Raw genomic sequence first — 25,950 nt, forward strand, 5'->3', positions numbered from 1 at the left:
GTAATGCATTTCAGAAACCAAGACTTTCAATCAGCGGTTAAAATAGGGTTCGGCCATAGGCTCTAAAGGAGTATGTGAATGAGGATACTACATGTTTTGAGTCAGCGACCTGATTCAACCGGAAGCGGTATCTATATCCGGGCCATGATCAGGGAGGCTATTAAAAAGGGACACAAGAATTATCTATTGGCAGGGTTGCCAAAAGGGGAAGATTTAACCGATTTTGAACTAGCTCCAAAATGTTCTTCTTTTGTCTATTTTCAAGGCCAGGACCTTTCTTTTCCTATTGTGGGTATGAGCGATGTCATGCCTTACCCCAGTAAACGATTTTGCGATTTAAGCAGCGACGAACTGGAAGCCTATGAAAAATGTTTTGCTGCCAAACTCGAGAAGATGGTGCAAAGCTTTGAGCCCGATATTATTCACACCCATCACTTGTGGCTGGTATCAGCTCTTGTGCGGGAGCTTTTCCGCCACTTACCCCAGGTAACTACTTGCCACGGATCTGACCTGCGCCAGTTCCAAAATTGTGCTCATCTGCAAGAAAGGGTCTTGGGACCATGCCAAAAAATTGATGCGGTTTTGGCTTTAAGTCGAGCGCAAAAAGATGATATTGTTCGTTTTTATCAGATTGAAGAGAGAAAAATCCATGTGGTCGGTGCAGGGTACAATGATGATCTGTTCTGTCCGGAGATAAAGCCAACCCCTCCACCGGTACATTTGGTCTATGCTGGAAAACTCAGCCGGGCAAAAGGTGTTCCGTGGTTGTTGAGGGCTCTTTTAAGGTTGCTGGATGAAGGAGAAGAATTTGTCTTGCATCTTGTCGGGGGCGGAAGCGGGACAGAAAAGGAAACTTGCTTAAAGCTGGCTGAAAAGTTTGGCCCCAGGTGCAGGGTTTATGGTCTGATTTCACAGCAGGAGTTGGCCAGGGTCTTGAAACAAGGCCATATCTTTATTCTTCCTTCATTTTTTGAGGGTCTACCTTTAGTCTTGTTGGAGGCCCTGGCATGTGGCTGTCGTTTGGTAGCCACGACTCTGCCCGGAGTACTGGAGGTGCTGTGTAGAAATGGAAAGGTTAGTGATTATATTAGTCTTGTACCTCTACCCAGGCTTCAGCAGGTCGATGTTCCTGTTCAAGAGGACGAAGAGAAATTTATCCATAACCTTGTTCAGTGCTTAAAAAAGCAAATCAGAGGCGCACAAAGAGAACCTCAATTAGATTTGACCAAGGTCGAGGACTTATTAAAATTTTATTCTTGGTCAGTGGTGTTTGCCCGCGTGGAAAAGGTGTATGATTTAGTGCTCAAATTATAGGGATATTACTTGATCCATTTAAGGACCTGTTCTGTAAAGTAGGAAAGAATCAGGTCTGCTCCCGCCCGCTTAATAGAAATCAGGCTCTCCATAACAATACCTTTTTCATCCACCCAGTTTTGGGCTGCAGCTGCCTTGATCAAGCTATATTCCCCACTGACTTGATAAGCTGCTACCGGGACAAAAAAATTATCTCTTATTTTACGTACGATATCCAGGTAAGGCAGGGCAGGTTTGACCATAATAATATCTGCACCCTCGTCGATATCTGCCTGGGCTTCACGCATGGCTTCTACTGAATTGGCCGGGTCCATCTGATAGGATCTGCGATCTCCAAATTGCGGAGCGCTTCCTGCTGCATCACGAAATGGTCCGTAAAAGCTTGATGCGTATTTGACCGCATAGGACATGATGGGGATTTCAGTATAATCGTTTTCATCCAAGATAGCTCTTATGGCCTGAATCCGTCCGTCCATCATGTCCGATGGCGCAACCATGTCTGCCCCTGCCTGGACATGGGAGAGGGCAGTTTGGGCCAGAAGTTTTAGAGTAGGGTCGTTTTGTACATACCTGTCTTTTATCAGCCCACAATGACCATGTGACGTATATTCACACAGGCAGACATCAGTGATGACAACAAGCTGGGGATATTTATCCTTGATAGCCTTTACTGCCTGCTGGATAATTCCGTTTTCAGCATAGGCCTGGCTTCCTGTCTCATCTTTATGGGCTGGAATTCCAAAGAGGATCAAGCTTTTGAGCCCATTGTTCACTGCCTGGCCAATCTTATCCAGAAGTTTGGGTATGGATAGCTGATATTGTCCAGGCATGGAAGGAACTTCACAGGCAAAGTTTTTGTCTTCAGTCTCGACCACAAAATAGGGTTGAATCAGGTCTTTGGGTCTGATTTCTGTTTCCCGAATTAATTCCCGGATCCCAGTTGTACGCCTGAGTCTTCGTCCCCGATAAAAGCCAGACATGTTTTTTCTCTCCCTATTTTTATTTTATTCCAATTTCTTCATCAGTAAGGTAGCAGGCCGGATCTGGCGCCCAGATGTCTCCATAGTAGGCCTCTGCCCTGGCCCTGAAATTTCCAGCACAAACGTTTAAAAAACGGCAAGAGGCACACCGACCTTTTACATAGGCTTTTTTGTTTTTCAGTTTGGCCAAAAGTTCGATATTTGGATCATCCCATATCTCAGAGAAGGGCCTTTCCAGGACATTGCCAAAGGTGTGGTTGCGCCAAAATTGGTCCGCATGCACGCTGCCATCCCAGGAAATACAGCCAATGCCTCGACCGGAGTTGTTTCCTTCATTAAACTGCAAAAGCTCGTACACTTCTTCTGCCCGCTTAGGGTTTTCTTTAAGAAGCCGCAAGTAAACATAAGGGCCATCGGCATGGTTATCAACGGTCAGGACCTCTTTTGGTTTTCCTGCGTCAAAAAGTTTTTTGGTTTCATCCATGATCAGGTCGACCATGTCCCTGGTTTCCTGGTGCCCCAAGTCTTCTTTGATTAGTTCGGAGCCACGTCCCGAATAAACCAGATGGTAAAAACAGACGCGGGGGATTTCCATTTCGTCTAGTAATTGAAAAATTTTGGGGATTTCTCCCACGTTTCTTTTGTTGATAGTGAAGCGCAACCCTACTTTCAGACCTTCGGCCTGGCAATTTTCCACACCTTCCAGGGCCTTTTTAAAGGCTCCGGGAACGCCCCGAAAGCGGTCGTGTACTTCCTCGCCCCCATCCAGGGAAATGCCCACATAAGACAGGCCCACATCTTTTAATTCTTTGGCTTTTTCCTTGGTAATTAGGGTGCCATTGGTGGAAATCACCGCGCGCATACCTTTGCCTACAGCATAGTGGGCCAGCTCTGTCAGGTCTTGCCGGACCAGAGGCTCCCCACCAGAAAAGAGCATTACTGGAGCGCCATAAGCCGCCAGGTCGTCGATGATCTGTTTTGCCTGTTCCGTGGAAATCTCGTCTTTACCTTCAGGATCAACTGCCCGTGCATAGCAGTGGACACACTTCAGGTTACATCTGCGGGTCATATTCCAGACCACCACGGGCTTTTTATCTTTGGAGAATTGTAAAAGATGAGACGGCAGTTCTTTAGACTTTCGCCCATAGCGCAAGGCATCAGATGGTTCAATATTGGCACAATAAAGTTTTGAAATTCCTATCATAATGTCCTCTTAAAAAATTTTGTTTTTTTATTGTAAAAGATTGGTCGGAGGCAAGGCCAAATGCATGCTTTCTTCCAACAGAACCTTGGAAGCCTCCAAACTATGCTTTAACTCTAGCCTGGTATCAAAGGAAAGTTTTTTAAACTCTCTATTTTGGATCAGGACCTGTAACTTTTCCACATCCTGTTTGATTTTTTTGATCCTGGTTTGAACCTGGTTGTCTTCAGGCAGGATCTGGGCGGCAATTTCAGCCATAATCAGGATTTCCTGGGCCATTTTCTGAAATTCGAGAGGCTCGATGCTTTTTTTGAGCTCTTTTTTTTCTCGATGTTGCTGCCATAATTTTTTGAGTCGGTTAAACATATTCTATCTCACGTACTCATTTTCACGTCTTAAAAAGAGGATGAGAAGCGTAAAATTACTCCTAAGACGATACCTAAAATTATGGGCAAGAACATAGCTATAAAGACTTTGACATAACTTGTGTGGTGAATATTTTTATATCCGATAACCGTGACCACCATGGCCCAAAGTCCCCCTAGCAGGGGACCAATGAAGGGAATAATTGCCAGGATCATTGGTGCACTACCATAGGTCACTGCCCTGAAAGTGCCCTGGAAGCCACTTGTTCCAGCCCGGACCAGCACAAGGAAAAGGTGATTGAAGCCGACAACCATGAATAATAATATAGTTAGTAAAAGGGGGTAGAGTATAAGGATTGCTGAGCCAAGGCCAGCTATACCCATCCCCGGAACCGCATAACCCTGGGAGCTTATCATGGGCATAAGTCCGACCATATGCCAGATGAAGTTGGCAATGGCCTGGACTTCGGCTAGTAGAAGATAGAACACAAGAGGCTTACTATAGCCTGTGAGTTTCATCCGGGCAAAAAAGTTTGCCGGAGAGAGCATGGCTTCTTTTATGGTTTTGAAAAGGCCTGGGAAAAAATCGTATTTTTCTAAATGTTCCCAAGGGATATCCGCCTCCTCTTCCGCGAGACTGTCTCTATCTACCTTTTTGGATTCCGTATCTTTGGCCATGGACTCTAATTTTTCCCAGATGTTTTCCTTGTTTTCTCCCTCCAGGTCTGATTGTCTTTTCTCTGTTGATTTATCATTTTGCTCCATCGGAGTGGCTTCTGGCTCTTCGGAAAGCTTAAAAGATGAGCTTAAGTCTCTAAACTTAAACTTATGTCTACATTTAGGACAAGTGGCTTGTTCTGCCTTGGGAGGGATCTTTTCCTCTGGGACATCTTGGCTAAACTGGCAGTTGGGGCAGGTAATACGCATTGTGTCTCCCTGTCTTTGTTCAGGCAAGGATTTTAGTTGTCAGTAAAAAAGCTATCATTGATATAAATGATAATGCTCATCAATACAAAATACAAGCTTAATTATTCATTTATAGATAATCAAGTTTAAATAATGTCTTGGGTGATGAAAGGAGGAACGGTGAAGAGGTGAAAGGGGAAACAAAGAGAATATTATTTTTTCCGAGCTTCATTGTTCCCGATTCACCCTTTCACCGTTTCATAATACTGTTCATGTAGAGCAAATTTTTATTTTGGGCAGGAGCGTCCTGAGATAGAGCAAGATGCAGGGGATTTATGGGTGGGCAAGTTTGTTTTTTTGCACTATTTCGGCAAAAGCCGAGCCAATTTTTTTTAGGATGCCAATGACTTCGTCAATAATCTCGCAGTCCATTTTCAGATTGGCTATCAGCAACCTAGTCTGACAATAATAATAAAGATTGTGTAAATTTTTTGCAACCTCGCCCCCTTTTTCAGTGTTCAAGCTGGCATTAAGTTCAGAAATAATGTCCAAAGCTTTGGAGATAAGGATACCTTTTTCAGCGAAATCATTTTCTTTTATCTTTTCTTTAGCTTGTTGAAGGAATTTGATGGCTGCCTCGAAAAGAAGGACCACCAGTTCTTCTTTAGTCGTAGTGTTAACTTTGGTTTGAAGATAGGCCCTGGCTGCAGTTTGCATGTATTTCCTCCTTAATTTGCTTTAGTAAGTGAGTTCACCAAGAGTTTAATTAAGTTTATTTACTTTTGGTGGAAAGTGAGCCAATTTGTGCTGAAAGTGCGTTGCTCAAACCATCATAATAACCTAGTAAGGCCTCTAATCGGGCGTATCTGTCGCGCAAAGCACGTTCGAAGTTGTCTATCCGTTTTTGTTCCCATGCAATTTTTTTATCGAGGTTGTCTATTGTATCATTGTAATTTTCTTCCATGATATGCAGAGGCCCGTTATACGAATCAGTTAATTCCTCCAGTTTGTCAATCAGTTCACCTGTCTTACCTTTTTTTAGCCTGATTTGGCCAGAGTAGTCTCCCTGTGTCAGGTTATCTACCTGGATAGCCAGACCTTTTGATGCTCCGTTCATTGATGTGATAATATTATCTGATATGCTGGCGGTTTCTCCGTCAATCGTAGCAGATGTTATGGTCCCTGTTGAATCTACACTATAAGTAACATCATATATTCCACCCTCTGTTAGTCCATCGATATGTGAATAGTAGCGGAAATCTGACGTATTGGTTGCTGGCACGAGGTCGGCGCTGAAGATTTCAGCAACGGCTTGAGGATCTTTTTGCAGTGCTTCATCAAGTTTACTCTCGTCTAATAAAAGGAGTCCTAGGGTTGGAGATCCTGTTTGTGCATCAGTAGTGATCCCTATATTGGATAATGAAGGATAAGTGTCTTCGTTATAGTCAAAGCCTATGCCCTTGGCTGCTAAAATATTTTTTACCTGCTCCTGTATCATGTTTAGCCCGTAGTTGCCGGTAAGCACGGAGCCTTTTTGTGAGACAGGATCAACTTTGCTTTGTTCTTTAATCAAAGTTAATACGGTATTTACCTGATCGACAAACGTACGTATTTGCTCCTTAATGGCCTCATTATCATTGGTTACGGTAACTTTTACTGTCCCAGTATCTTTCAGATTTAAAGTAAGGCCGGTAATGACATCATCTATAGAATTGGTTTCTCGTTCAATCCAGCTACTCGTAGGCCAACCATCAACTCTGATTTGGGAGTTTTGCGCATCCTGAGTTTCTGTAAAATCAGTAGTGGTAAAGCCTGTTAAAGGATCGGTGGCATCTGTCTCAATGGTTACTTCGTATTTATCGCCCAGGTCCAGACCCCGGAGTTGAAAATAATAATTAGTCCCATCAAAGATCAATGAGGCCCTGACTCCCGGATTATCTGCATCCTGGTTAACCAGGTTGACTAATCCCTCAAGAGTAGTGCCATCAGGAACATCGATGGAAACAGTAGTGGTGTTGTAGGTATATGAAAATATTTTTGTGGAGCCCGAGCTGTTAATGACAGCATTTGAATCTGAATACCCATTGTTATTCATTTCGATATCATTTTGGGCCAGTTGATTGATGTCTATCGTATGGGTACCTTCTTCCGCATCACTGCTTGCTGAGGCTGTTAGGATGTTTTCATTGCTTGAAGTAGCGTTCTTGATAAAAAATTCTTTCATCGTATCCATGCCCGATAATGTTGTTTTCAGACTGAGCATGGATGAATTTAATTCCTGAAAGGCCTCGATTTTATCCTGTATATCTTGCTTCCAGGCTTCCAGCCTTCTGATATGGGCGCCTTCTAACTCCACCAGCTTTTGGATCATGGTCTCAAAATCCGTACCTGAACCTAGGCCGGTGAAGTGTATCTGCCCGGAAGTGAGGTAGTCAGTTTCCGCTACCATAGTAGGCCTCCTGGAGAAAATTTTACCTGCATATCATAGGTTATGCAAATTAAGTGCCTGGACCAAAAAAGGCCGAACCATCAGGCCCGGCCTTTGAGTTAGTGCTAGGTTAAGAAGTTTTATCCTCCTATGAGCTGTAAGGCCATCCTTGGCAAGGAATTGGCCTGGGAGAGCATGGCTACAGCAGACTGAGTAAGGATTTGTTGCCGGACAAACTCGGTCATTTCAGTGGCCACATCAACGTCAGAGATACGAGACTCAGCAGCTTGCAGATTTTCAGCCTGGATTTGAAGATTGGTAATTGTGGCTTGTAATCTGTTTTGAAGGGAGCCAAGGCTGGCTCGAATTTGGTCTTTTGAGACAATAGCCTGTTTGATGCCCTCCAAAGCGGCTTGGGCGAGACTCTGTGTAGAGATGGAGGCTCCACCTACATAGTCAGACCTGGAAGTATCTGCATTGTTACCTAAACCAAAGGCAGATGCAGTCGAAAGTCCAATAGCAACATGATAGTAATCTTCCGCACTATCGTTGGCTGTACCGAAGTGGACGCGCAGAGCACCAGTTGCATCCAGACCACTTCCGTCAGATGTCCATGTAGATTGATCTCCTGACTGGGATAAATTTCCATTTAATAGATAGATACCGTTAAAATCTGTGGCATTGGCGATACGGGTAATTTCTGAGGCCATGGCCTGGTATTCTGAATCAATGAGCAATCTCTGGTCTGAGGTGTAAGTACCGGTTGCAGCCTGTTCAGCCAACTCTTTCATCCTGATCAACTTTTCGTCAATAGTTTGTAAGGCGCCGTCAGCTGTTTGAATCAGAGAAATAGCGTCATTGGCGTTACGGATACCCTGATTAACAGCAGCAATATCTGCGCGCATAAGCTCCCTGATAGCCAGGCCTGCAGCGTCATCAGCTGCTGTTCCTACTCTTAGACCAGAAGAGAGTCTTCTGGTGGACACACCCAGTTTGCCATAAGCCATGGATAAATTCCTGGCTGCATTCATGGCCATTAAATTGTGATTAACTACTAAAGACATAGCTATTCCTCCTTGAAAGTTTTTGAATGGCTTCCCTGCCATCCTTTTTGCTTTACTCTAATAATCGGCTTATTGAGGAATAACTTTAGGATATTTTTGGGACTTTTTGGTTATTGGGAAGAGTGGTGACCGGTATCCAACCTTTTGTACACAAACAAAAGGTTCTCGGATTTATGAGCCTGTGTCCAAACCTTTTTATTAACTTAATTTCCATGGTTTTATTTCCGTCTTGGTTTCCTTCATGCTGGTATAAAGACTTGGACCTGTTCTCAAAACTTGCTTGTGGACAGAGCATAAAGAGTCTGTGGCTGAACCCTACTCATAGGACAACTTTTCATGATTTTTTTCAATCTTGGTTTCTTTCATGCTGGTGCAAATGCCTGGACCCATCTATAGCTTGCTTGCGGGCAGAGCATAATGGGGTATTTTGGATAAACGAATTTTCTTTTAATTGCCGATAGTTATGGCAGGAAGCACCAGATATTTAGCTTTGTCGTCCCGATGCTCTGCTTTTCCGCAAGCTTCACTAAGATGGGTTACCCAGCCCTTTGCAAGGCATTCCAGAAACCAGAATTTTCAATCTGGCAGTCAAAATGGGGGTTGGCCACAGACTCTTATGATAATTTTGTAGAAAAAGGTTAGTCAATCAGGATGGGAATATAGAAAGTCAGAATACTTTTGGCAGGCGTATTTAAGTGCAATAACTCAATCAAGGGAGTCTAGACATTTTTGGACGCAAGCCTGGCAGTTAGAGCATTTGCCAGGATCTGAGCAAAGGCGAGTAAAGGCCTTGAGCCAGTCGTCCCCTGTACGCGGACAGTTTTGCACAAATTGGATGAATTGGATCAATCTTTCCAGAGCCTCGTCATCGATGTGGTGTTCCATACGGCAGGCATTGGCCTCGGCAACATCAGAAGGGAGGCCAAGAAATTTTTGCAGAAATTCGGTCAGGACCTTGTGTCTATGGACAATGCGCGCAGCCAGCCTAAAGCCTTCTGGAGTCAAAGTGACTGAACTGTAGGGTTGATAATTTATCAATCTCTTTTCAGCCAGACTGCGCAAGGCTCCGGTAACCGAGGCCCTTTGTACTCCAAGACGATTGGCAATATCCTTTGGCCGGGCTTCGGAGTTGGTAGATTCAAGTAAAAAAATTATCTCCAGATAATCTTCAAGGCTAGGAGAAAGCGTAACCATTATCTGCACCTGTCGGGAAAAAGTCTAAAATGCACTTTTTTAACCGCAGACCCACGCAGACTAACGCAGACAACTTTCATTTTGTTCGGCAGACTTTGCCGAACAAAAACCTGACGGCCTAAAAGGCCGTGGTTAGGATCAGTAACTATCACTTTCTGGGTGTAATGACAGCCGTATCCGATACGATAAAAGTCGAAATTCAAATATCCTTCCCGGCCTTTCAGGCCGGAACTAACAGTGCGACCGGCAAGTCGCCGGGAGCACTTGTCTGCGTCCGTCTGCGTGGGTCTGCGGTTAATAATAAAAGAGGGGTTCAAGCAATCTTCCCTAACCCGTACCCCTTATTCCCTACCCCTAAATTTCGTGTTCGGGCAACTTCACTTTATTTTTTAACAAATTACGAATCTCGATTTACGATTTTTCGTGCTTCTTCCAGGTCCACTCCTCTGCTTTGTGCAATATTGGCCAGGTTTTCTTCAGCATCTGATGGCCGTAAATATAGGGGAGGGATCATTTCTTTGGTAAACTTGGCCTGACCCCCCTTGGCTAATAGTATATCAGGTAGAGGTTTATCCCAAAAACTGGGCAAAATTTCCCAGGAGTTATTTTGCTGGAGAACCTGATTTTTTCGTACACCACTTCCTAAAAGATAGACTTTTTTAGGTCTCATGTTAAGAATTTTTTCTAACCGAGCCAAGCTCAAGGCCTTTGGCTCCGAGATGGCCTTTACTTCAGGCACCTCAAAACCCTGGGCGTACACTTGATTACGTCTGGAGTGGGTTACCACCCAGAGTTCGCCTGTTAGCAATGGTCCCGGACCTTGGGCCAGGAGTGGCAAGTAATCCAGCGCAGCCACCGGTAGGTTGCATCCTCTAGCCAGGCCGAAAATATGTGCCAGCACCAGGCGCAGCCCGGTAAAACTTCCTGGGCCGCGTACATAAGCCAGACCTTTTAAATCGGAAAACTTTAGATTTAAAAGGTCTAAAGCTTGCTGTAAGATAGGGGCTAAGTATTTCATAGCCTGTCCAGGAGCGTAAATCTCCTGTGCCAGGAGTACGGTTTGATTGTGGCCAATGACCAACTGAAGGGAGGCTTCTGCTCCATTGACCGCTAATATTGCGTTTTTTGCGTTTGTTGAGTTCATGGAGTCTATCCGGGGAACCCGCCGCCGGGGATGTCTGCCCTTAAAGCCTGCAAGGCAGGGAAGTATTGTTTCGTTATTAAGTTCCAACGTTACTTGAAGAAGCGCAGGATATCATTGACTACTGCCAGGCCCATAAGGGCGATGAGAAAGCTCAGGCCGATTTTAGTGGTTATTTTTTGTAGCCTTTGATCCAGTGGACGTCCGATAATAATTTCAATGGTGTAAAAAAGAATATGGCCTCCGTCCAAGACAGGAATAGGCAGAAGGTTGAGTAAGCCCAGGTTGATACTGATTAATGCTGTTAAGGCCAGAACATTGATTAGACCTTGATGGGCCTGGTCGCTGACTAATTTTGCGATCATAATTGGCCCACCAATGGTATCTAAAGGAATAATACGCTCAATTAATTTGATCAGGCCTTCAAGGGTGAGTTTGATCAGGGTCCAGGTTTGAATAAGTCCTGTCTTGGCTGCTTCTGACCAGGAAAGAGGAATGGAAACGGTTCGTCCGGAGGCAGTGATGCCAATTTGCGGGACTAAAATTTTTTCCCCGAAAATATTGCGACGTTTGGTGATTTTGGGTTTGACCATTAGTTCAACCACGCCCTTGTCTCTCTGGACCTGCAGGCGCAGGGGGGCTCCTTTGCTTTGCCTGATGGCCTTAGCTAAGTCGTCCCAATATTCAACTTCCTGGCCGTTTACTTTTAAGATCATATCTCCGGACTTAAGGCCTGCTACCTGAGCCGGACTATTTTCAGCTACCTGACCAACTTCAGGCAGAATTTGTATCTGACCGTTTGCCCAAAAAATTCCCCAATAAATGAGCCAGGCCAGAACAAAATTAAAGATAGGCCCGGCACTGACTACAAGAATTCTTTGCCAAGGGGAGCGGAGGGCAAAACTTTCACTAGCCTTAAATCCCGGGGGGAGCTCAGCTTCAGCTGTTTCGCCGACCAGGTGAACATAGCCTCCTAAAGGGACAGCAGACAAACGATACTCGGTTTTGCCAGGCTTAAAGCCAAAAATGCGGGGACCAAAACCCAAGGAAAAGGTGCTTACCCCGATGCCTAGCATTCTGGCTACTAAAAAATGGCCCAACTCATGGAAAAATATGAGCAGACCCAAAACTAAAATTATGGCGATAGCACTTTGGAGCATAATAATCAGTTCCTTTTATTCAGAATTTAAATTAATTACCCCTAGGGTTCAAGTTTTTAAGAGTTTATCATATTACTTACAAGTTGTCTGGTACGTAAATCTAAATCCATGATTCCCTGCAAACAATCTATTTTTTGGCCTTGATGTTGATCCAAGGCCCTGGAGATAAGTTCTGGTATATGTAAGAATTCGATTTTTTCCTGTAAAAAAAGCTCTACAGCAACTTCATTGGCAGCGTTGAGCACGACAGCATAGCTCGGGCCCGCCAGTAGGGCCTTTTTAGCCAGTCCAAGGCAGGGGAATAGATTTTCATCGGGCGGCTCAAAGGTCAGGGTTCCAATCTGGGCTAGATCCAGTGGCTGTAAATCAAGTCTTACGCGGTCTGGATACGCCAGACAATAGGCAATGGGTATTTGCATGTCTGGAATGCCCAAATGAGCCAGAAACGAACCATCTCTATAAGCTACCAGAGAATGGACAATGCTTTGGGGATGAACAAGGACATCGATTTGTTCCAAGTCTATACCAAAAAGATGATGGGCTTCAATGATTTCCAGTCCCTTGTTCATCATGGTAGCAGAATCTATGCTAATTTTAGCTCCCATGGACCAGTTGGGGTGGGCCAGAGCCTGTTTTTTTGTCACATTTTGTAAAAATTCTTTATTCTTTCCGCGAAAGGGGCCCCCGGAGGCAGTAAGAATAATTTTGTCCACTTCTTGGGTGGAGTGACCAGCCAGGGCTTGAAATATGGCATTGTGTTCAGAGTCAACAGGAAGGATGATGCACTGCGAAGTTTGACTTATTTTTCGAATTAAATTTCCGGCCAGGACCAGGGATTCTTTGTTAGCCAGAAGAATGACTTTTCCGGATTCTGCGGCAGCCATGGTTGGGGCAAGACCGGCAGCACCTACCATGGCTGAAAGGACAAAGTCTGCTTCAGGCAGTTTGGCTAATTGTACGTATCCATCCTGGCCTCTTAAAATATGTGGATTATATTCCGGGGGAAGGAGTTCCTTAAGTTTTTCGGCCAGCTCATTATTTAAGACAGCTACATATTTGGGTCGAAACTTGCTGGCTTGCCTGGCTAAAAGTTCTATGTTTCTGGCTCCGGCCAGCCCAAGAACTGTAAAGGACTCTTTATGTCTTTCTATGACCTTGAGAGTGCTCGTACCTATGGAACCGGTTGACCCCAAGAGGACAACGGAACGGGGCCATGTAATTTTTTTTGCGGTTATGTCTAAAGAAGAAATGTAGTCTATCAATGTTTAATATCGAAAGTTATCAATTTTTTATGTGTAAAATCTAAAACATGGGATAAATTTCTTGGCTGATGATATAAACTGGCAGTAAAAGTAACAAGCTGTCGATTCGATCCAGTATGCCACCGTGACCGGGCAAAAGTCGACCGGAATCCTTAACTCTGGCCCAACGTTTTAGAGCCGATTCAAAAAAATCACCCAGTTGCGCCGCCAGGCTCAGGACAAACCCCAAGATCAAGTATGCCCACCAGATATCTTTTCCCCATGTAAGCCCCAGACCCAGGGTGATTAAAGTACATAAAATAAGTCCGCCTATGCTACCTAACCAGGTTTTTTTTGGACTTATTTGGGGCCAGATCTTGCGTTTTCCTTTCCAACTCCCCACATAGTAAGCTCCGGTGTCCGAAGCAAAAGTGGCCAATAGTACCAGGATTATTTCCTGGGGGCTTAGGCGGATAAAAAGTTTGAGCGCAAAGGGAAGATAAAAAAGTCCGGCAAAGATGATCAAAGAATCAAAAAAGGAAGCCTTGTCTTGAATGAGGCTAAATTGCACCAGGAAGCACAGACACAAGAGCCAAAAAGAAATAATTACAATAAGGAGCGCATGGCTTACGAGCCATGTCCATGGGAGAAGAATAAAAACAGTTCCGAGGGTTATGCCAAAAAATTTAAAGAAAAATTTTTCTTTTCCCGGCCAGAAAAAAGAGTAAAACTCCCATAATCCCAGGGCGCTAACCACAACAAGGGCGAGATTAATGGCTTGGCCACCGGTAAAAATTACTAACCCCAAAACAGGGATAAGGATTAGGGCCGTAATGATTCTTTTTTGATGTGCAGAAAAACTCATCATTCTTCAACGCGTCCGAAACGCCTTTTTCGACCTGCATAATCTTCCAGGGCCGCATGCAAATGCTTTGGCGAAAAGTCAGGCCACAAAACAGGTGTGAAATAGAGTTCGGCATACGCGGCTTGATATAAGAGATAATTGCTTAGGCGTAACTCTCCACTGGTGCGAATGATTAGATCGGGATCGGGCTGGCCTTTAGTGTACAAATAGTCTTTGAAAGTCTCTTCTGTTAAGGAGTTAGGGTCGGAATTTTCTTGTAATAACTGTTTGCAGGCACGCACGATTTCCGCCCTTCCCGAATAGTTCAAGGCCAGGTTCAGGTGCATACTCCGGTTGTTTTGGGTCTTGGTGCAGACCATCTGAACTACATTCCTCGTGCCCAGAGGCAGTTCATTAATCTCGCCCAGTATATTCAGTCGGATATCCTGTTGCATTAACTTGGTCACTTCACCTTGCAGAAACTTTTTTAGCAGATCAAAGAGAAAAGAAACTTCACTCTTGGGCCTGGACCAATTTTCTTTAGAAAAAGCATATAATGTTAAATACTTAATGCCTAGGCGCCTGCATTCTTCAACGATTTTTTGGGCTGTGCCAGCTCCCTGCCGATGGCCTTCGCTTCGTGGTAGGCCCCTTTGCTTGGCCCAGCGGCCATTGCCATCCATAATTATGGCCAGATGTGTGGGCAGTTTGGTTGTACTCAGCTTAGATCTCCATTATTTCTTTTTCTTTTTTACTGAAGACTTCTTCTACCTTTTGCACGAAAGAGTCGGTAATTTTCTGGACCTCATCTTGACCGCGGTGCATTTCATCTTCTGTAAGCTCTTTTTCATTCTTCATTTTTTTCAAAGTCTCATTGGCATCGCGTCGGACATTGCGAATGGCAATTTTGGCATCTTCAGCAAATTTTTTTGCCACTTTAACCAGTTCTTTTCGTCTTTCTTCGGTCAGAGGGGGGATGTTAATGCGAATGATTTTGCCGTCATTGACCGGGTTTAGGCCCAAATCAGATTTCATGATGGCTTTTTCAATCTCACCAAACGCATTCCGATCCCATGGTTGGATGGCCAATGTGCGGCTGTCCGGAGTAGAGATGGATGCCAGTTGATTGAGAGGTGTCAAAGTGCCATAGTAATCGACCTTTAAGTCTTCCAGAAGCGTGATGGAGGCCCGTCCAGTTCTTAGTTTGCTAAATTCTTTTTCCAGACTTTGGATCGCCTTTTTCATTCTTTTTTTGCAGTTATCAAGTACGTCCTGCATAGTTATCCTCCTTGGACGATAGTTCCTACTTGTTCTCCTGAAACTATCCGTTTTATATTGCCAGTTTCAAAGAGATTAAAGACAACTATGGGCATGTTATTGTCCATACAAAGAGAAATGGCTGTAGAGTCCATAACCTTCAGTCTTTTTTGTAATACATCTATATAAGTTAACCGGTCAAACATTTTGGCATCGGGGTGTTTGACCGGATCCTTATCATAAACACCGTTTACTTTGGTAGCCTTTAAAATGGCATCTGCTTTTAGCTCCATCGCTCTTAAGGCTGCAGCCGTATCTGTGGTAAAATAGGGGTTGCCAGTGCCAGCAGCACAGATAACTATCCGTCCTTTTTCCAGATGTCGAATTGCCCGGCGCCTGATATAAGGTTCAGCCACTTCGCGCATGGTAATAGCTGTCATTACTCTGGTAGTTACCCCCAGTTTTTCCAGGGCATCCTGAATCGCCAGAGCATTCATGACCGTAGCCAGCATTCCCATATAATCGGCAGAAGCGCGATCCATCCCTTTAGAGGAAGCAGAAACTCCCCGGAAAATATTGCCCCCGCCAATGACAATAGCTAGTTGAACGCCCGTGTTGGCTACTTCAACTAACTCTTGACTGATGGAGGAGATGGTTTCCGGATCGATGCCAAAACCTTGTTCTCCGGCAAGAGCTTCGCCACTTAATTTGATTAGTACGCGTTTATATTTCATGGTTCGCTTGATGTGTAAGGGTTAAGGTGCAAGGTAAAACGTAGTGAGACACAATACCCTGAACGATAAAGTCAAAAAAAAGGGCCGTGCGGCCCTTTTTTTATTCTGTCCCGAGTGCCAGGCGGCTAAAACGCCCTATCTGTATATTTTCGCCAAGTACTGCAATGGCTTCGTTGATTAAGTCCTTGATGGTCTTGGAATCATCCTTAATAAATGGCTGTTCCAAGAGACAAACCTCTTTGTAATATTTTTTCAAGCGACCCTCGACGATTTTTTCTGCAATATGTTCAGGTTTACCTTCTTCCTTGGCTTGGTTAAGGTAAATTTCCTTCTCTTTGGCAATAAGGTCTTCAGGGAGTTCTTCAGGACTGACACAAACAGGATTGGTGGCAGCAATCTGCATGGCCAGATCTTTGGCCAGGTTCAAAAACTTTTCATTTCTGGCCACAAAGTCAGTTTCGCATTTGAGTTCGACAAGGACACCTATTTTGCCATTGGAGTGAATATAAGAGCCGATCCAACCTTCAGAAGTGGCTCGCCCAGCCTTTTTTTGGGCTTTAGCCAGACCTTTTTCCCTGAGCCATGCAATAGCCTTTTCTTCATCACCTGCACAAGCTTCCAGAGCTTTTTTACAATCCATCATCCCTGCACCTGTTTTTTCCCGCAGGGCTTTAACCATTTGTGCGCTAATTGCCATTTTTATCTTCCTCCTGTTCTTCAGCAGTGTTTTCTTCTGCGGCCTCTTCCTGAACCTGTTGTTCCTCTTCTCTATCTTCCCGTCTGGCCAAACCTTCTAAACATGCATCAGCAATACTGCTGGAAAAGAGTTTAATAGCCCGGATAGCATCATCATTTCCCGGAATGACAAAGTCTATGAGGTCAGGATCACAGTTAGTATCTACAATGGCCACAATTGGTATGCCCAGTTTGCGGCATTCTTTGACGGCTATTTCTTCTTTTTTGGGATCAATAATAAAAGCAACCCCAGGCAGATCTTCCATGTTTTTGATCCCACCCAGGGCATTGTTTAGCTTTTTGACCTCTCTTTCCATTCTGACTACTTCTTTTTTTAGAAAGCGACTAACGCTGCCGTCTTCGAACATTGCCTCAAGTTGTTTTAAGCGATCGATACTACGACGAATGGTCTTGAAGTTGGTCAATGTGCCACCAAGCCAGCGGTTAGTTACATAGAACATGCCGCATCGTTCTGCCTCTGCCTTGACAACTTCTCTGGCTTGACGCTTGGTGCCTACAAAGATGACCTGCTTGCCCTGAGCGACTTGGTCCACAACAAAATCGTGCGCTTTTTGATATAATTTGACGGTTTGTTGCAGATCAATAATGTGAATACCTTTTCTGGCCCCAAAAATATAAGGACGCATTTTGGGGTTCCAGCGCCTGGTCTGGTGGCCAAAGTGGACACCAGTTTCTAACATCTGTTTCATGGTTACGTATGCCATAAGTCCTCCTTGGGTTTTTCCTCCGCTCAAGAAGCTAACTCCTAACTGAAAGGAGCACCCAGAGGGTTTAGCTTGAGCGTGTGACTTTGAAACGTGTTTCCATAAGAAAAATGATTGCTTCTGGCAAGTATTAATTTTTCGTGATTCGAGATTCGGTTATTCGTGACTAATTTAATATATCCTAATAAGAGCCTTTGGCCGAACCTTTTTATCAACTTAATTCCCAAGGTTTATTTCAATCCTGATTTCTTTCATGCTGGTGCAAAGACTTGGACCTGTTCTCAAAGCTTGCTTGCGGGCAGAGCATTGTGGGGTATTTTGGATAAACGAATTTTCTTTTAATTATACCTAAGTTTAGCGATTTTCACTCAATGGGTGATGAGATTGCCACGGACAGCTTCGCTGCCCTCGCAATGGCGATCTCGCTGCTGTCATTGCGAGTGGAACAAAGTGTAGCGAAGCAATCTCAAAGTTTGAACTGCAAAATAATCGCTCAACTTAAACTATAGATAGTTATGGTCAATATCGTGAAGTATTTAGGCAATTCATCCCGATGTTCTGTTTTTTACGCAAGCTTCGTCAAGATTTGGGTTACCCAAGCCGTTTGTAATGCATTCCAACCAGGACTTTCAATCAGCGGTTAAAATAGGGTTTGGTCATAGGCTCATAAATCCATTTGAATAAACTCTTCTACCATTTCATAGGCCACGTCATCCGGGAATTGTTTGGGAGGGTGCTTCATAAAATATGCGCTGGGGCCATAAAGAGGTCCGCCCTGGCCACGATCCAGGGCCAGTTTGCAGCACCTGATGGCATCAATGGCTACTCCAGCCGAGTTGGGAGAATCTTCAACACTCAAGCGCAATTCCAGATTCATAGGCACGTCCCCAAAGAGTTTGCCTTCCATACGCAGGTAGCAGACTTTGTTGTCCTTTTGCCAGGCCACATAATCACTGGGTCCAATATGGATATTTTCCGGATCCAGGCGTTGAGCAGCCACTGATTGCACTGCCTCGGTTTTGGATTCTTTTTTGGAAAGCAGGCGGTGCCGGTTTAGCATGTTTAAAAAGTCTGTGTTGCCTCCGGTATTTAACTGGTATGTCCGTTCCAGTTTAACTCCGCGCTTGCGAAAAAGATCAGTCAAGGTTCTGTGGGTAATGGTTGCTCCTAGTTGAGCTTTGATGTCATCACCAATAATGGGTATATTTTTCCGGGTGAATTTTTGGGCCCATTCCGGGTCACTGACTATAAACACTGGCATATTGTTGATAAAGGCCAGTCCCGCATCCAAAGCGCATTGGGCATAGAACCTAGTGGCCTCTTCCGAGCCAACCGGGAGATAGTTAAGCAAGATTTCAGCTTTGCTTTCTTTTAAAATGGAAATAACTTCATCCTTGCTGGGTTCAGGGGCAGAACTTAGCACAAAGGTATATTTTTCTTCATAGTCGCGCATATGCTCAGAAAAACCGTCTAAGACTTTGCCCATCTGTACCTTGACTCCTGTTTGGGGAATATTTTTATGAAATATGGTCGTACAATTGGGTGGAGCAAAAATGGCTTCTGAGACATCGAGCCCGACTTTGCGTTTGTCAATGTCAAAGGCGGCCACGACTTCGATATCACCAGGCTTATACCCGCCAATATTCCAATGCATAAGCCCGATGGCATCTTCAGGAGATTTATCTTGATAATAGTAAATACCCTGGATCAGAGAACTGGCACAATTTCCAAGACCAACAATAGCGATTTTTATTTTCGGCATGACGTGACCTCCTTTATCCAAAAGCAGAAGAGTTTTTTTGGATTATGACTAGAATTCTTTCTTTTATCAAGAGAGAAAAAAAGTTATAGTGTTGTTGAAATTGTATTCAGGGTTTTATGTAGAATTTGGTGGGAATTTCTTGAATTTTAGATTTTTAAAGGGTGGTAAGATAAGGGGTACGAATTGAGGGGTAAGGGAGTAAGGGGTAGGGGGTAAGGGAAGCATACTCCTTTGTAGACTCCCTACAAGATGCCTACGACCAACATCCGACATAATGTAAATCTTTTGTTAAGTACAAAAATATCATATCCTCAAATCTTTCCAGTACATCCCAACTACCCCAGAGCTTACCTCTTAAATCTTAATTCTCCTTGTTCGGCAAAGTCTGCCGAACAAGAATGTCTGCGACCGTCTGCGTGCGTCTGCGGTTAAAATGTAAGCTTTCTTGCTGTATGCCCAGTTAGGGTAGCCAGCAAGAACCTCTGTGTCTCCGCGTCTCTAGCGACCAACGGGAGCGGGCGAGAGATTATTTAGCCTTTTATCCTATTTTCCTCCCCTTTTACCAGACGCTGGATATTTTCCCTATGCTTCCAGAAGATAAAAACCATGACAATAAGACTTAAAGGCAAAAGTTTGAATTGCCCCGTGACAATAAGCACCAAAGGCAAAAAAGATACCAGGGCTATTGAACCCAAAGAGACGTAACCCGTCAAAAAAATTACAGCCAGACATATGAGAAGGGACAAAAACAATGCCTGCGGAACCAAGGCTACGAAAACGCCAATAGTGGTGGCCACTCCTTTACCCCCCTTCCCATAAAGAAAAACAGAGTACATGTGGCCAAGCACCGCTGCCAGGGCTGTTAATGAAAGAAAAAATGTAGAATTGCTAAAGCTAGTGGCCGTAATCACCGGAAGATAACCTTTGAGTATGTCCAGAGCCAGAGTCAGGACTCCATATTTTAGTCCGCAGGTTCTGGCCACGTTGGTAGCCCCTGTATTTTTGCTGCCAAGTTTTCGCGGGTCGACACGACAGAAAACCTGGGCAATCAAAAGACCAAAAGGCATTGCACCTAAAAGATAGGTCAAGGCTAACCAGAATATACTGACCATCTTGTTCTCCTTTTTATAAAATAAACAAAAAATAATCTGTTTTTATAAAAATGTAAATTTCAAAAAAACAAAAAAAATAGCTTGCCAAGGATATAAGTTTTGGATAAAAGTCTTTCCTGCTTAACGGCGGTGCCGAGGTAGCTCAGTCGGTAGAGCAGGGGACTGAAAATCCCCGTGTCGGCAGTTCGATTCTGTCCCTCGGCACCATTAGAAATCAAGGGTTTACGGCGATTTGCCGTAAACCCTTTTTACTTTTGAGTAGTTCGATAAGGGCAATCAACAACAAGCGACTTCTTTCTTTCTTCCGCCACTATCTATTCCGAAATCACCCCTCTTAAGAAATATTTCGCGCCAAACCGCAAAGTCTAATGCACTTTTCAACCGCAGACCAACGCAGACAACTTTCATTTTGTTCGGCAGACCTTGCCGAACAAAAACCTGATGGCCTAAAAGGCCGTGGTTAAATAAGAGTCGAGATCCAAATATCATTCCCGACCTTTCAGGCCGGAACAGCAGTGCGAGCGGCAAGTCGCCGGGCGCGCTTGTCTGCGTCTGTCTGTGATAAAAATAAAAGAGGGCTTTAAGTAAGCTTCCCTTACTCCCTACCCCTTACTCATTAATCCTTACCCCTTACTCTCTACCCCTTAAAAAATATAACCTTTCATAAATAGCTAGTGCAGATATCGAATGCACTCGGTGAGAAGAGGTTGGTACCTTACTGGATATAGATTATAAATCCAGAAAATCCAGGATGGCATTAACGAGGCCCGTTAGAGTATCTCTTTGCAGGGCGCAGATAGGTATGGCTTGGGGAAAGGTGTTTGCCAACATAACTTTTTGTTCATCATGAATCAGGTCCCATTTATTCAATGCCAAAATCCTTGGTTTGTCTCTTAAGTCCAAATCTTCTAAAATATTATCCACAGCTCTAACTTGTTCTTCCACCTCTGGGTGGCTGGCATCAGCTACCTGGACCAGGATGTCAGCCAGGCTGAGTTCCTCTAGCGTGGCCATAAAAGCCTGTTTCAAATCCTCTGGCAGATGGCGGATAAAACCTACTGTGTCAGTTAAAATGACTTCCCTGTCTCTTGGGAAGCGAAGTCTGCGGCTAGTGGGGTCCAGGGTGGCAAAGAGTTTGTTTTCAGCTACAACCTGACTATGGGTTAGGGTGTTTAAAAGAGTTGATTTTCCTGCATTGGTATAGCCGACCAAGGCAATGACGGGTATATCAGCCTGATATCTGCGCATACGTGTGCTTTGGCGGTGCTTGCGCAATTTTTGGAGTTCTTTTTTTATTCGAGCGATCCTGTCCCTGATCTTTCTGCGGTCAAGTTCCAGCTTGGTTTCTCCTGGCCCTCTCCCTCCTATACCCCCTGTCAATCTGCTAAGTGCCCGGTTTTGTTTAATGAGTCTGGGCAGAGTATACTTCAGTTGGGCCATTTCGACCTGGAGTTTTCCTGCTCTTGTGCTGGCGTGTTGGGCAAATATGTCCAGGATGAGCTGGGTACGATCAATAACTTTGCGCTCTGTAATATTGGCTAGATTCCTGAGTTGAGTTGGACTCAGCTCCAGATCAAAGACCAAAAGAGATGCGTTTTGTTGCAGTGCCATTACCTCCAATTCTGCCAGCTTGCCCTTACCTAGAATAAATTTAGGGTTTATTTTCACAACGCGTTGAATAACTGTTCCTGCCACGTCCAGCCCGGCTGTACGGGCGAGTTCAGCTAATTCCTGCAATGATCTTTCCTGTGCCTCCTTTGGCGATGTGCTGACGCTGATAAGTAAGGCCCTGTTTTCTCCGGCTTCGGAGTCGCTGGCGTTAATACTTGCTCCCAGCCGGGCAAGTTCTTCTTCCAGTGATTTGGTCTGGGCGGCAAGATCGATGTTTACTCTACTCCAGGGGACTGGTTCGTAAACCTGATAGAGCTTATTTTTTTCATTGGGCGGCAAAATATGGGCCCACTGAAATTTTTCCGGCTCCCCATCAGGGGTAAGAGTCAACAGGGAAACCGAGTCCAGGCGCAAAAAGACCATGTCCATGAGGTCTTCTTCAGAAATAGGGGAAAGATTCAAGTGGGTGTGCAACAACCTCAAGCCGCTTAACCGGCCGCTGCCATGCCTTGCCTTGTCCAATTGGGGAATCAGAATTCCGCTGCTTGTCCCTACGATGACCATGACCACATTGCCTTTGCGGTCAATGATCAGGCCGATTTGCCGCCCTATATCGTGGCTGATTAAGGCCAACTCCCTGGCCTGTTCAGGCGTATAAACGTTTTTGAGTGGAAAACGCCTGTTATACAGTCTGGTCAAGAGCTTGACCTGGCTCGGTTTCAGTCCGGTAAGATTTCCACGGGGCTTGGCAGCTATATCCTTCTCCTTGTTTGTTGGTTGATGGGTTAAGGGGTTAATAAGTTCATGGGTTAATGAGTTGATGGGTAGATGGGTTGATGGGGGGTGGGGTATAAGATACCCCGGTTATTCTTCCGTCCAACTACCCGTCCACCTTTAAATAATTGGCGATCATCCGGTCATATTCAGAAATCATAGAAAATGTATAGGCTGCCATTTCCTGGCGAAAACCGAGGCTGATCTGACCGTTTTCTTTTAACTCGGTCATAAATCTCGGATAAAATGTCGGATTAGGCAAGACGCAAAGGGAGTGGAAGTTTTTGGCCCCGGCGCGCAGCAGTGTAGGGCCGCCAATGTCGATCTGCTCAATGGCTGACTTTAAATCCAGGCTTTTTTCTACGGCCTGTGCAAAATTATATAGATTAACGCAAATTAAATCAAAGGGTTTTATATTTAACTCTTCAAGAGTCTTTAGATGTTCAGGATTATCTTTATCAGCCAGGACGCCTGCATGAATATGCGGATGCAGAGTTTTGACCCGACCGTCTAGAATTTCCGGAAAATTAGTCACATCACTCACGGAAACAACAGGGACTCCGTTTTCCTCCAGTAGTCTTTTGGTTCCGCCGGTGGAAACGATCTCTACCTGGTTTTGAGCCAAAAATTGGGCTAGCTCGACCAAGCCGGACTTATCCGTAACACTCAGTAAAGCACGCTTAATGGGCAAAAATTGCATACATTCCTCCTTTTTTTGGGAGGAAATGCCAAATTTGCCCGATGCTGGCAAGGATTTTTATCGTAGGCGCAGGGCAGTCTAACTAGCTCAGTTGGTTAGCTTTTAATTTTGTCCGGCCTGAAGTATGAATTCAAGGCCGGACAGACGGGGAGGAGAAGCTATTCGACTTGGCCAAGTAGTTCTTGAGCGGCTTCATTATCGGGATCCTGTTCCAGGATAATCTGAATTTGCTTTTTGGCCTCTTCATTACGACCAAGACCTATCAGGCAGCCGGCCAGGGAGTAGCGGACTTCTGCTTTATCCGGGTTAAGCTGCAGATAGTTTTGAAGGTGGTCAATTGTTTCTTCAAGCCTGTTCAGTACATGCCCTGTCTGGACCAAACCGAATAAGGCTATTAGATTTTCCGGATTTATTTCCAGGGCTTTTTTAAACTGGGAAAAGGCTTCTTCTTTGGAGCCGGTTTCCATTTCAACCAGCCCCATGCCGGCAAAGGCCTTGTCATTTGGCTCAATCTTTGCTGCTTTTTTGTATAAAGACATGGCCTTTTCCAACTCTCCCTTTTGCACGGCTATTGTGGCCAGGCCAAGATAAGGGTCCGCATGTACCCCATTGTTGCTGGCGGCTTTTTTATAGTAATCTTCTGCCTTGTCCAGCTCTCCCATAAACAGATAACACTCACCTAATTCCTTGTTGATTTCATAATCCAGGTGACTCATAAATTCTCCTCCGTTTTTTTGAGTAAAAAATTTATCTTTGTTTTTGAGTTAAGCAAAGTTGATGCCAAGATTTGAGATCGTATTTTATATCCTGTCTTTTCTTGACTGGAGGGTGGGGGCGATTATCATTTCCATGTAGTTTTTGTATATGTTATCGTAAAAATGTTCCCATTAGTTTAGGTGAGTCTTCAAAAAAACGTTTTAGTTGAAGGCATACGGCGTTTACTTGCTTTTTTAACTTTATAGTTACTCAACAAACTCATCCAAGGAGGTCTCGATGCCCATATATGAATATTATTGTTATGATTGTCGAAAAATTCGGGAACTAATCACTTTTCGTGTGAGCCAGGAAATTGAGACCAAGTGTCCGCAATGTGGAGGAACAAGGATGAAAAAGCTCATTTCTCGGGCCAGGGTCAAACTTTCAGAAGAGACGCGCTTGGAAAGGTTGGCCGATCCCAGTAAATGGGGTGATTTTGATGAGAATGATCCCCGGTCCATGGCCAAAATGATCAAAAAAATGGGCTCAGAAATTGGTGAAGACTTTGACCCGGCAGAGGTTGATCAGGCCTTGGAAGAAACTTTGGGCGCAGAAGGGTTTGATGATTCTGGAACAGGAGTTGCATATGGTGACAGTGACGATGACTCTTAATAACAAGTAAACAGGAGAGGAATCGATGAAGTCCTTATTTGAAGATCATATTCAACTTACAGCTAAGGTCTTGGATCTGCGCCTGATGCGTCAAAATGTCGTCGTGTCCAACCTGGCTAATATCAAAACTCCGGGCTACAGGGCTCGACGTTTGGAATTTGAGGAAAAGCTCCAAGCGGCCCTGGATTTAGAGGAGAACAACAAAATAACCCGTACCAATGAGAAACATTTGCCAGTCCGCTTCGATCCGCAAAATTTTGGCCCTGATTTTTTTAAAGATTTTGAACCTCGGGTGGTTCAAGGTGAAGACAGGGTCGACCTGGACAAAGAAATGGCCATCATGGCTAAAAATACTATGCTCTATAATGCCCTGACCCAGGTTTTACGTAAAAATTTCGAAGGATTAAAGTTGGTAATTAGTGAAGGAGGAAAATAATGGATTTCATGACTATTTTGGATATTGGTGCCTCGGCTTTAAGTGCCGAAAGGACGCATTTGAATGTCATTTCCATGAACTTGGCCAATGTCAACACAACCCAGACTTCTGAGGGAGGGCCCTATCGTCGCAAAACCGTCTTGTTTAAAGCCGTCCCGCTGGAGACTCCTTTTAGCAGGGAAATGCAAACAGCCTTGGACCGTGAGCTGCGCGGAGTACAGGTCAAAGCCGTAGTCACGGACAAAAGGCCATTTAAACGCGTTTATGATCCCGGTCATCCTGATGCGGATGCAGATGGGTATGTCAATTACCCGGACATAAATGCAGTCGAGGAAATGGCCAATTTAATGACAGCCCTGCGCACTTATGAAGCCAATGTCTCGGCCATTACCACGGCGAAAACCATGTTCAATAAGGCTTTGGAAATAGGACGATAGGATCTTAGACTTTGTTTTGGGTTTAGGACTGCTTTCGAACTTTTTCCTCAAGCACTAAATCCCAAGAAGAGGAGGCGATTATGGCAATATCACCACTGGCTCTGAAAGCCTACACTAACGCCCTGCAGGCCGGAAAAACTGTTGATGTTCAAAAAAGCAGAGACGATAAGAACGTCCATGATTCTTTTACTGATAGTCTGAAAAAGTCGTTAAAAAAGGTCAACGAGTTACAGGAAGAGAAGGCAGAGATGATCAAGTCTTTTGCTGCTGGAGAAAATCAGAACGTTCATGAACTCATGATTACTCTGCAAAAGGCAGGTCTGGCGATGCAAATGACTTCAGCTGTGCGCAATAAAGTTCTGGAAGCCTATAAAGAGTTAATGCGCATGCCTTTTTAGACTTCAATCTCAACTTTCTGAGTTAATTTGCGAGCGCATTTTCTTCAATGCTAACAAAGACTT

28 protein-coding genes and 1 tRNA gene are annotated in these 25,950 nt (G+C 44.5%); 6 read left to right on the forward strand and 23 right to left on the reverse strand.

Annotated features, from left to right (window positions below; all coding sequences use genetic code 11):
* The first annotated feature begins 78 nt into the window (after positions 1 to 78).
* Positions 79 to 1,314: a glycosyltransferase family 4 protein gene (locus AC3WVG_RS06585; RefSeq protein WP_488797370.1), complete on the forward strand. Its 1,236-nt coding sequence runs from the start codon at positions 79 to 81 to the stop codon at positions 1,312 to 1,314.
* 5 nt (positions 1,315 to 1,319) lie between these two features.
* Here AC3WVG_RS06585 and hemB read toward each other — a convergent pair whose 3' ends face one another.
* The 20 genes from hemB to plsY all read right to left on the reverse strand — a co-directional run bounded on the left by hemB (position 1,320) and on the right by plsY (position 20,163).
* Positions 1,320 to 2,294 carry a porphobilinogen synthase gene (gene hemB / locus AC3WVG_RS06590; protein ID WP_488797371.1) on the reverse strand — a complete coding sequence of 325 codons (975 nt, stop codon included), beginning with the start codon at positions 2,292 to 2,294 and terminating at the stop codon, positions 1,320 to 1,322.
* Between the two features lie 19 nt (positions 2,295 to 2,313).
* A complete protein-coding gene (ahbC, locus tag AC3WVG_RS06595) occupies positions 2,314 to 3,498 on the reverse strand; it encodes a 12,18-didecarboxysiroheme deacetylase (protein WP_488797372.1) in 1,185 nt (394 codons plus the stop codon).
* Positions 3,499 to 3,525: 27 nt separating this feature from the next.
* Positions 3,526 to 3,861: a hypothetical protein gene (locus AC3WVG_RS06600; RefSeq protein ID WP_488797373.1), complete on the reverse strand. Its 336-nt coding sequence runs from the start codon at positions 3,859 to 3,861 to the stop codon at positions 3,526 to 3,528.
* Between the two features lie 29 nt (positions 3,862 to 3,890).
* Positions 3,891 to 4,787, reverse strand: a complete 897-nt coding sequence (locus tag AC3WVG_RS06605; RefSeq protein ID WP_488797374.1) for a zinc-ribbon domain-containing protein — start codon at positions 4,785 to 4,787, stop codon at positions 3,891 to 3,893.
* Positions 4,788 to 5,099: 312 nt separating this feature from the next.
* Positions 5,100 to 5,483 (reverse strand): flagellar export chaperone FliS, encoded by a 384-nt coding sequence (gene fliS / locus AC3WVG_RS06610; RefSeq protein WP_488797375.1) that lies wholly within the window; start codon positions 5,481 to 5,483, stop codon positions 5,100 to 5,102.
* Between the two features lie 55 nt (positions 5,484 to 5,538).
* Positions 5,539 to 7,215, reverse strand: a complete 1,677-nt coding sequence (gene fliD / locus AC3WVG_RS06615; RefSeq protein ID WP_488797376.1) for a flagellar filament capping protein FliD — start codon at positions 7,213 to 7,215, stop codon at positions 5,539 to 5,541.
* 119 nt (positions 7,216 to 7,334) lie between these two features.
* Positions 7,335 to 8,258: a flagellin N-terminal helical domain-containing protein gene (locus tag AC3WVG_RS06620; protein WP_488797377.1), complete on the reverse strand. Its 924-nt coding sequence runs from the start codon at positions 8,256 to 8,258 to the stop codon at positions 7,335 to 7,337.
* A 705-nt stretch (positions 8,259 to 8,963) separates the two neighbouring features.
* Positions 8,964 to 9,452, reverse strand: a complete 489-nt coding sequence (locus tag AC3WVG_RS06625; RefSeq protein ID WP_488797378.1) for a metal-dependent transcriptional regulator — start codon at positions 9,450 to 9,452, stop codon at positions 8,964 to 8,966.
* On the reverse strand, positions 9,452 to 9,769 hold the full coding sequence (locus AC3WVG_RS06630) for a hypothetical protein (RefSeq protein ID WP_488797379.1): 318 nt from the start codon (positions 9,767 to 9,769) through the stop codon (positions 9,452 to 9,454). The genes AC3WVG_RS06625 and AC3WVG_RS06630 overlap by 1 nt, the downstream gene beginning before the upstream one ends.
* Positions 9,770 to 9,849: 80 nt before the next feature.
* The gene (gene tsaB / locus AC3WVG_RS06635; protein ID WP_488797380.1) at positions 9,850 to 10,596 is read right to left on the reverse strand and encodes a tRNA (adenosine(37)-N6)-threonylcarbamoyltransferase complex dimerization subunit type 1 TsaB; all 747 of its coding nucleotides are present in this window, start codon (positions 10,594 to 10,596) and stop codon (positions 9,850 to 9,852) included.
* An 89-nt stretch (positions 10,597 to 10,685) separates the two neighbouring features.
* Complete coding sequence (gene rseP / locus AC3WVG_RS06640; RefSeq protein ID WP_488797381.1) at positions 10,686 to 11,753, reverse strand: RIP metalloprotease RseP; 1,068 nt, start codon at positions 11,751 to 11,753, stop codon at positions 10,686 to 10,688.
* Between the two features lie 56 nt (positions 11,754 to 11,809).
* The gene (dxr, locus tag AC3WVG_RS06645) at positions 11,810 to 13,015 is read right to left on the reverse strand and encodes a 1-deoxy-D-xylulose-5-phosphate reductoisomerase (RefSeq protein WP_488797382.1); all 1,206 of its coding nucleotides are present in this window, start codon (positions 13,013 to 13,015) and stop codon (positions 11,810 to 11,812) included.
* 40 nt (positions 13,016 to 13,055) lie between these two features.
* Positions 13,056 to 13,862, reverse strand: a complete 807-nt coding sequence (locus AC3WVG_RS06650; RefSeq protein WP_488797383.1) for a phosphatidate cytidylyltransferase — start codon at positions 13,860 to 13,862, stop codon at positions 13,056 to 13,058.
* The gene (gene uppS, locus AC3WVG_RS06655; protein ID WP_488797396.1) at positions 13,859 to 14,560 is read right to left on the reverse strand and encodes an undecaprenyl pyrophosphate synthase; all 702 of its coding nucleotides are present in this window, start codon (positions 14,558 to 14,560) and stop codon (positions 13,859 to 13,861) included. Before uppS ends, AC3WVG_RS06650 begins: the two co-directional genes overlap by 4 nt.
* Before the next feature lies 1 nt (position 14,561).
* Complete coding sequence (gene frr / locus AC3WVG_RS06660) at positions 14,562 to 15,116, reverse strand: ribosome recycling factor (RefSeq protein ID WP_488797384.1); 555 nt, start codon at positions 15,114 to 15,116, stop codon at positions 14,562 to 14,564.
* A gap of 2 nt (positions 15,117 to 15,118) precedes the next feature.
* Entirely contained in the window at positions 15,119 to 15,829 is a 711-nt protein-coding gene (gene pyrH / locus AC3WVG_RS06665; RefSeq protein WP_488797385.1) for a UMP kinase, read from the reverse strand.
* Positions 15,830 to 15,929: 100 nt separating this feature from the next.
* The gene (tsf, locus tag AC3WVG_RS06670) at positions 15,930 to 16,526 is read right to left on the reverse strand and encodes a translation elongation factor Ts (RefSeq protein ID WP_252381412.1); all 597 of its coding nucleotides are present in this window, start codon (positions 16,524 to 16,526) and stop codon (positions 15,930 to 15,932) included.
* On the reverse strand, positions 16,516 to 17,289 hold the full coding sequence (gene rpsB / locus AC3WVG_RS06675) for a 30S ribosomal protein S2 (RefSeq protein ID WP_488797386.1): 774 nt from the start codon (positions 17,287 to 17,289) through the stop codon (positions 16,516 to 16,518). Before rpsB ends, tsf begins: the two co-directional genes overlap by 11 nt.
* 664 nt (positions 17,290 to 17,953) lie before the next feature.
* A complete protein-coding gene (locus AC3WVG_RS06680) occupies positions 17,954 to 19,051 on the reverse strand; it encodes an inositol-3-phosphate synthase (protein WP_488797387.1) in 1,098 nt (365 codons plus the stop codon).
* A 530-nt stretch (positions 19,052 to 19,581) separates the two neighbouring features.
* Positions 19,582 to 20,163 carry a glycerol-3-phosphate 1-O-acyltransferase PlsY gene (plsY, locus tag AC3WVG_RS06685; RefSeq protein ID WP_488797388.1) on the reverse strand — a complete coding sequence of 194 codons (582 nt, stop codon included), beginning with the start codon at positions 20,161 to 20,163 and terminating at the stop codon, positions 19,582 to 19,584.
* A 131-nt stretch (positions 20,164 to 20,294) separates the two neighbouring features.
* Between plsY and AC3WVG_RS06690 the strand changes: the two genes are divergently transcribed.
* A tRNA-Phe gene (locus AC3WVG_RS06690) sits at positions 20,295 to 20,370 on the forward strand.
* A gap of 522 nt (positions 20,371 to 20,892) precedes the next feature.
* Here the strand turns inward: AC3WVG_RS06690 and hflX are convergent.
* The 3 genes from hflX to AC3WVG_RS06705 all read right to left on the reverse strand — a co-directional run bounded on the left by hflX (position 20,893) and on the right by AC3WVG_RS06705 (position 23,964).
* On the reverse strand, positions 20,893 to 22,473 hold the full coding sequence (hflX, locus tag AC3WVG_RS06695; RefSeq protein ID WP_488797389.1) for a GTPase HflX: 1,581 nt from the start codon (positions 22,471 to 22,473) through the stop codon (positions 20,893 to 20,895).
* A 181-nt stretch (positions 22,474 to 22,654) separates the two neighbouring features.
* Positions 22,655 to 23,248: an IMP cyclohydrolase gene (locus tag AC3WVG_RS06700; RefSeq protein ID WP_488797390.1), complete on the reverse strand. Its 594-nt coding sequence runs from the start codon at positions 23,246 to 23,248 to the stop codon at positions 22,655 to 22,657.
* 158 nt (positions 23,249 to 23,406) lie between these two features.
* Positions 23,407 to 23,964 carry a tetratricopeptide repeat protein gene (locus AC3WVG_RS06705; RefSeq protein WP_488797391.1) on the reverse strand — a complete coding sequence of 186 codons (558 nt, stop codon included), beginning with the start codon at positions 23,962 to 23,964 and terminating at the stop codon, positions 23,407 to 23,409.
* 277 nt (positions 23,965 to 24,241) lie between these two features.
* Here AC3WVG_RS06705 and AC3WVG_RS06710 point away from each other — a divergent pair, with 277 nt between their 5' ends.
* The 4 genes from AC3WVG_RS06710 to fliE all read left to right on the forward strand — a co-directional run bounded on the left by AC3WVG_RS06710 (position 24,242) and on the right by fliE (position 25,887).
* Positions 24,242 to 24,616 carry an FmdB family zinc ribbon protein gene (locus AC3WVG_RS06710; protein WP_488797392.1) on the forward strand — a complete coding sequence of 125 codons (375 nt, stop codon included), beginning with the start codon at positions 24,242 to 24,244 and terminating at the stop codon, positions 24,614 to 24,616.
* Positions 24,617 to 24,641: 25 nt separating this feature from the next.
* Positions 24,642 to 25,052 (forward strand): flagellar basal body rod protein FlgB, encoded by a 411-nt coding sequence (gene flgB, locus AC3WVG_RS06715; RefSeq protein WP_488797393.1) that lies wholly within the window; start codon positions 24,642 to 24,644, stop codon positions 25,050 to 25,052.
* Positions 25,052 to 25,489: a flagellar basal body rod protein FlgC gene (gene flgC, locus AC3WVG_RS06720; RefSeq protein WP_488797394.1), complete on the forward strand. Its 438-nt coding sequence runs from the start codon at positions 25,052 to 25,054 to the stop codon at positions 25,487 to 25,489. Before flgB ends, flgC begins: the two co-directional genes overlap by 1 nt.
* Positions 25,490 to 25,569: 80 nt before the next feature.
* Complete coding sequence (gene fliE, locus AC3WVG_RS06725; RefSeq protein WP_488797395.1) at positions 25,570 to 25,887, forward strand: flagellar hook-basal body complex protein FliE; 318 nt, start codon at positions 25,570 to 25,572, stop codon at positions 25,885 to 25,887.
* Positions 25,888 to 25,950: the final 63 nt, after the last annotated feature.

It is taken from the genome of Desulfovulcanus sp., assembly GCF_982781345.1.

Bases quoted from the DNA above. Each gene is read 5' to 3' on its own strand.
- pyrH (WP_488797385.1), bottom strand. From the start codon at position 15,829: ATGAAATATAAACGCGTACTAATCAAATTAAGTGGCGAAGCTCTTGCC.
- flgB (WP_488797393.1), top strand. From the start codon at position 24,642: ATGAAGTCCTTATTTGAAGATCATATTCAACTTACAGCTAAGGTCTTG.
- frr (WP_488797384.1), bottom strand. From the start codon at position 15,116: ATGCAGGACGTACTTGATAACTGCAAAAAAAGAATGAAAAAGGCGATC.
- AC3WVG_RS06585 (WP_488797370.1), top strand. From the start codon at position 79: ATGAGGATACTACATGTTTTGAGTCAGCGACCTGATTCAACCGGAAGC.
- fliE (WP_488797395.1), top strand. From the start codon at position 25,570: ATGGCAATATCACCACTGGCTCTGAAAGCCTACACTAACGCCCTGCAG.
- hemB (WP_488797371.1), bottom strand. From the start codon at position 2,294: ATGTCTGGCTTTTATCGGGGACGAAGACTCAGGCGTACAACTGGGATC.
- AC3WVG_RS06700 (WP_488797390.1), bottom strand. From the start codon at position 23,248: ATGCAATTTTTGCCCATTAAGCGTGCTTTACTGAGTGTTACGGATAAG.
- rpsB (WP_488797386.1), bottom strand. From the start codon at position 17,289: ATGGCATACGTAACCATGAAACAGATGTTAGAAACTGGTGTCCACTTT.
- AC3WVG_RS06605 (WP_488797374.1), bottom strand. From the start codon at position 4,787: ATGCGTATTACCTGCCCCAACTGCCAGTTTAGCCAAGATGTCCCAGAG.
- AC3WVG_RS06625 (WP_488797378.1), bottom strand. From the start codon at position 9,452: ATGGTTACGCTTTCTCCTAGCCTTGAAGATTATCTGGAGATAATTTTT.
- flgC (WP_488797394.1), top strand. From the start codon at position 25,052: ATGGATTTCATGACTATTTTGGATATTGGTGCCTCGGCTTTAAGTGCC.
- plsY (WP_488797388.1), bottom strand. From the start codon at position 20,163: ATGGTCAGTATATTCTGGTTAGCCTTGACCTATCTTTTAGGTGCAATG.
- AC3WVG_RS06705 (WP_488797391.1), bottom strand. From the start codon at position 23,964: ATGAGTCACCTGGATTATGAAATCAACAAGGAATTAGGTGAGTGTTAT.
- fliD (WP_488797376.1), bottom strand. From the start codon at position 7,215: ATGGTAGCGGAAACTGACTACCTCACTTCCGGGCAGATACACTTCACC.
- AC3WVG_RS06680 (WP_488797387.1), bottom strand. From the start codon at position 19,051: ATGCCGAAAATAAAAATCGCTATTGTTGGTCTTGGAAATTGTGCCAGT.
- AC3WVG_RS06710 (WP_488797392.1), top strand. From the start codon at position 24,242: ATGCCCATATATGAATATTATTGTTATGATTGTCGAAAAATTCGGGAA.
- tsf (WP_252381412.1), bottom strand. From the start codon at position 16,526: ATGGCAATTAGCGCACAAATGGTTAAAGCCCTGCGGGAAAAAACAGGT.
- AC3WVG_RS06620 (WP_488797377.1), bottom strand. From the start codon at position 8,258: ATGTCTTTAGTAGTTAATCACAATTTAATGGCCATGAATGCAGCCAGG.
- fliS (WP_488797375.1), bottom strand. From the start codon at position 5,483: ATGCAAACTGCAGCCAGGGCCTATCTTCAAACCAAAGTTAACACTACG.
- ahbC (WP_488797372.1), bottom strand. From the start codon at position 3,498: ATGATAGGAATTTCAAAACTTTATTGTGCCAATATTGAACCATCTGAT.
- AC3WVG_RS06600 (WP_488797373.1), bottom strand. From the start codon at position 3,861: ATGTTTAACCGACTCAAAAAATTATGGCAGCAACATCGAGAAAAAAAA.
- tsaB (WP_488797380.1), bottom strand. From the start codon at position 10,596: ATGAACTCAACAAACGCAAAAAACGCAATATTAGCGGTCAATGGAGCA.
- AC3WVG_RS06650 (WP_488797383.1), bottom strand. From the start codon at position 13,862: ATGATGAGTTTTTCTGCACATCAAAAAAGAATCATTACGGCCCTAATC.
- rseP (WP_488797381.1), bottom strand. From the start codon at position 11,753: ATGCTCCAAAGTGCTATCGCCATAATTTTAGTTTTGGGTCTGCTCATA.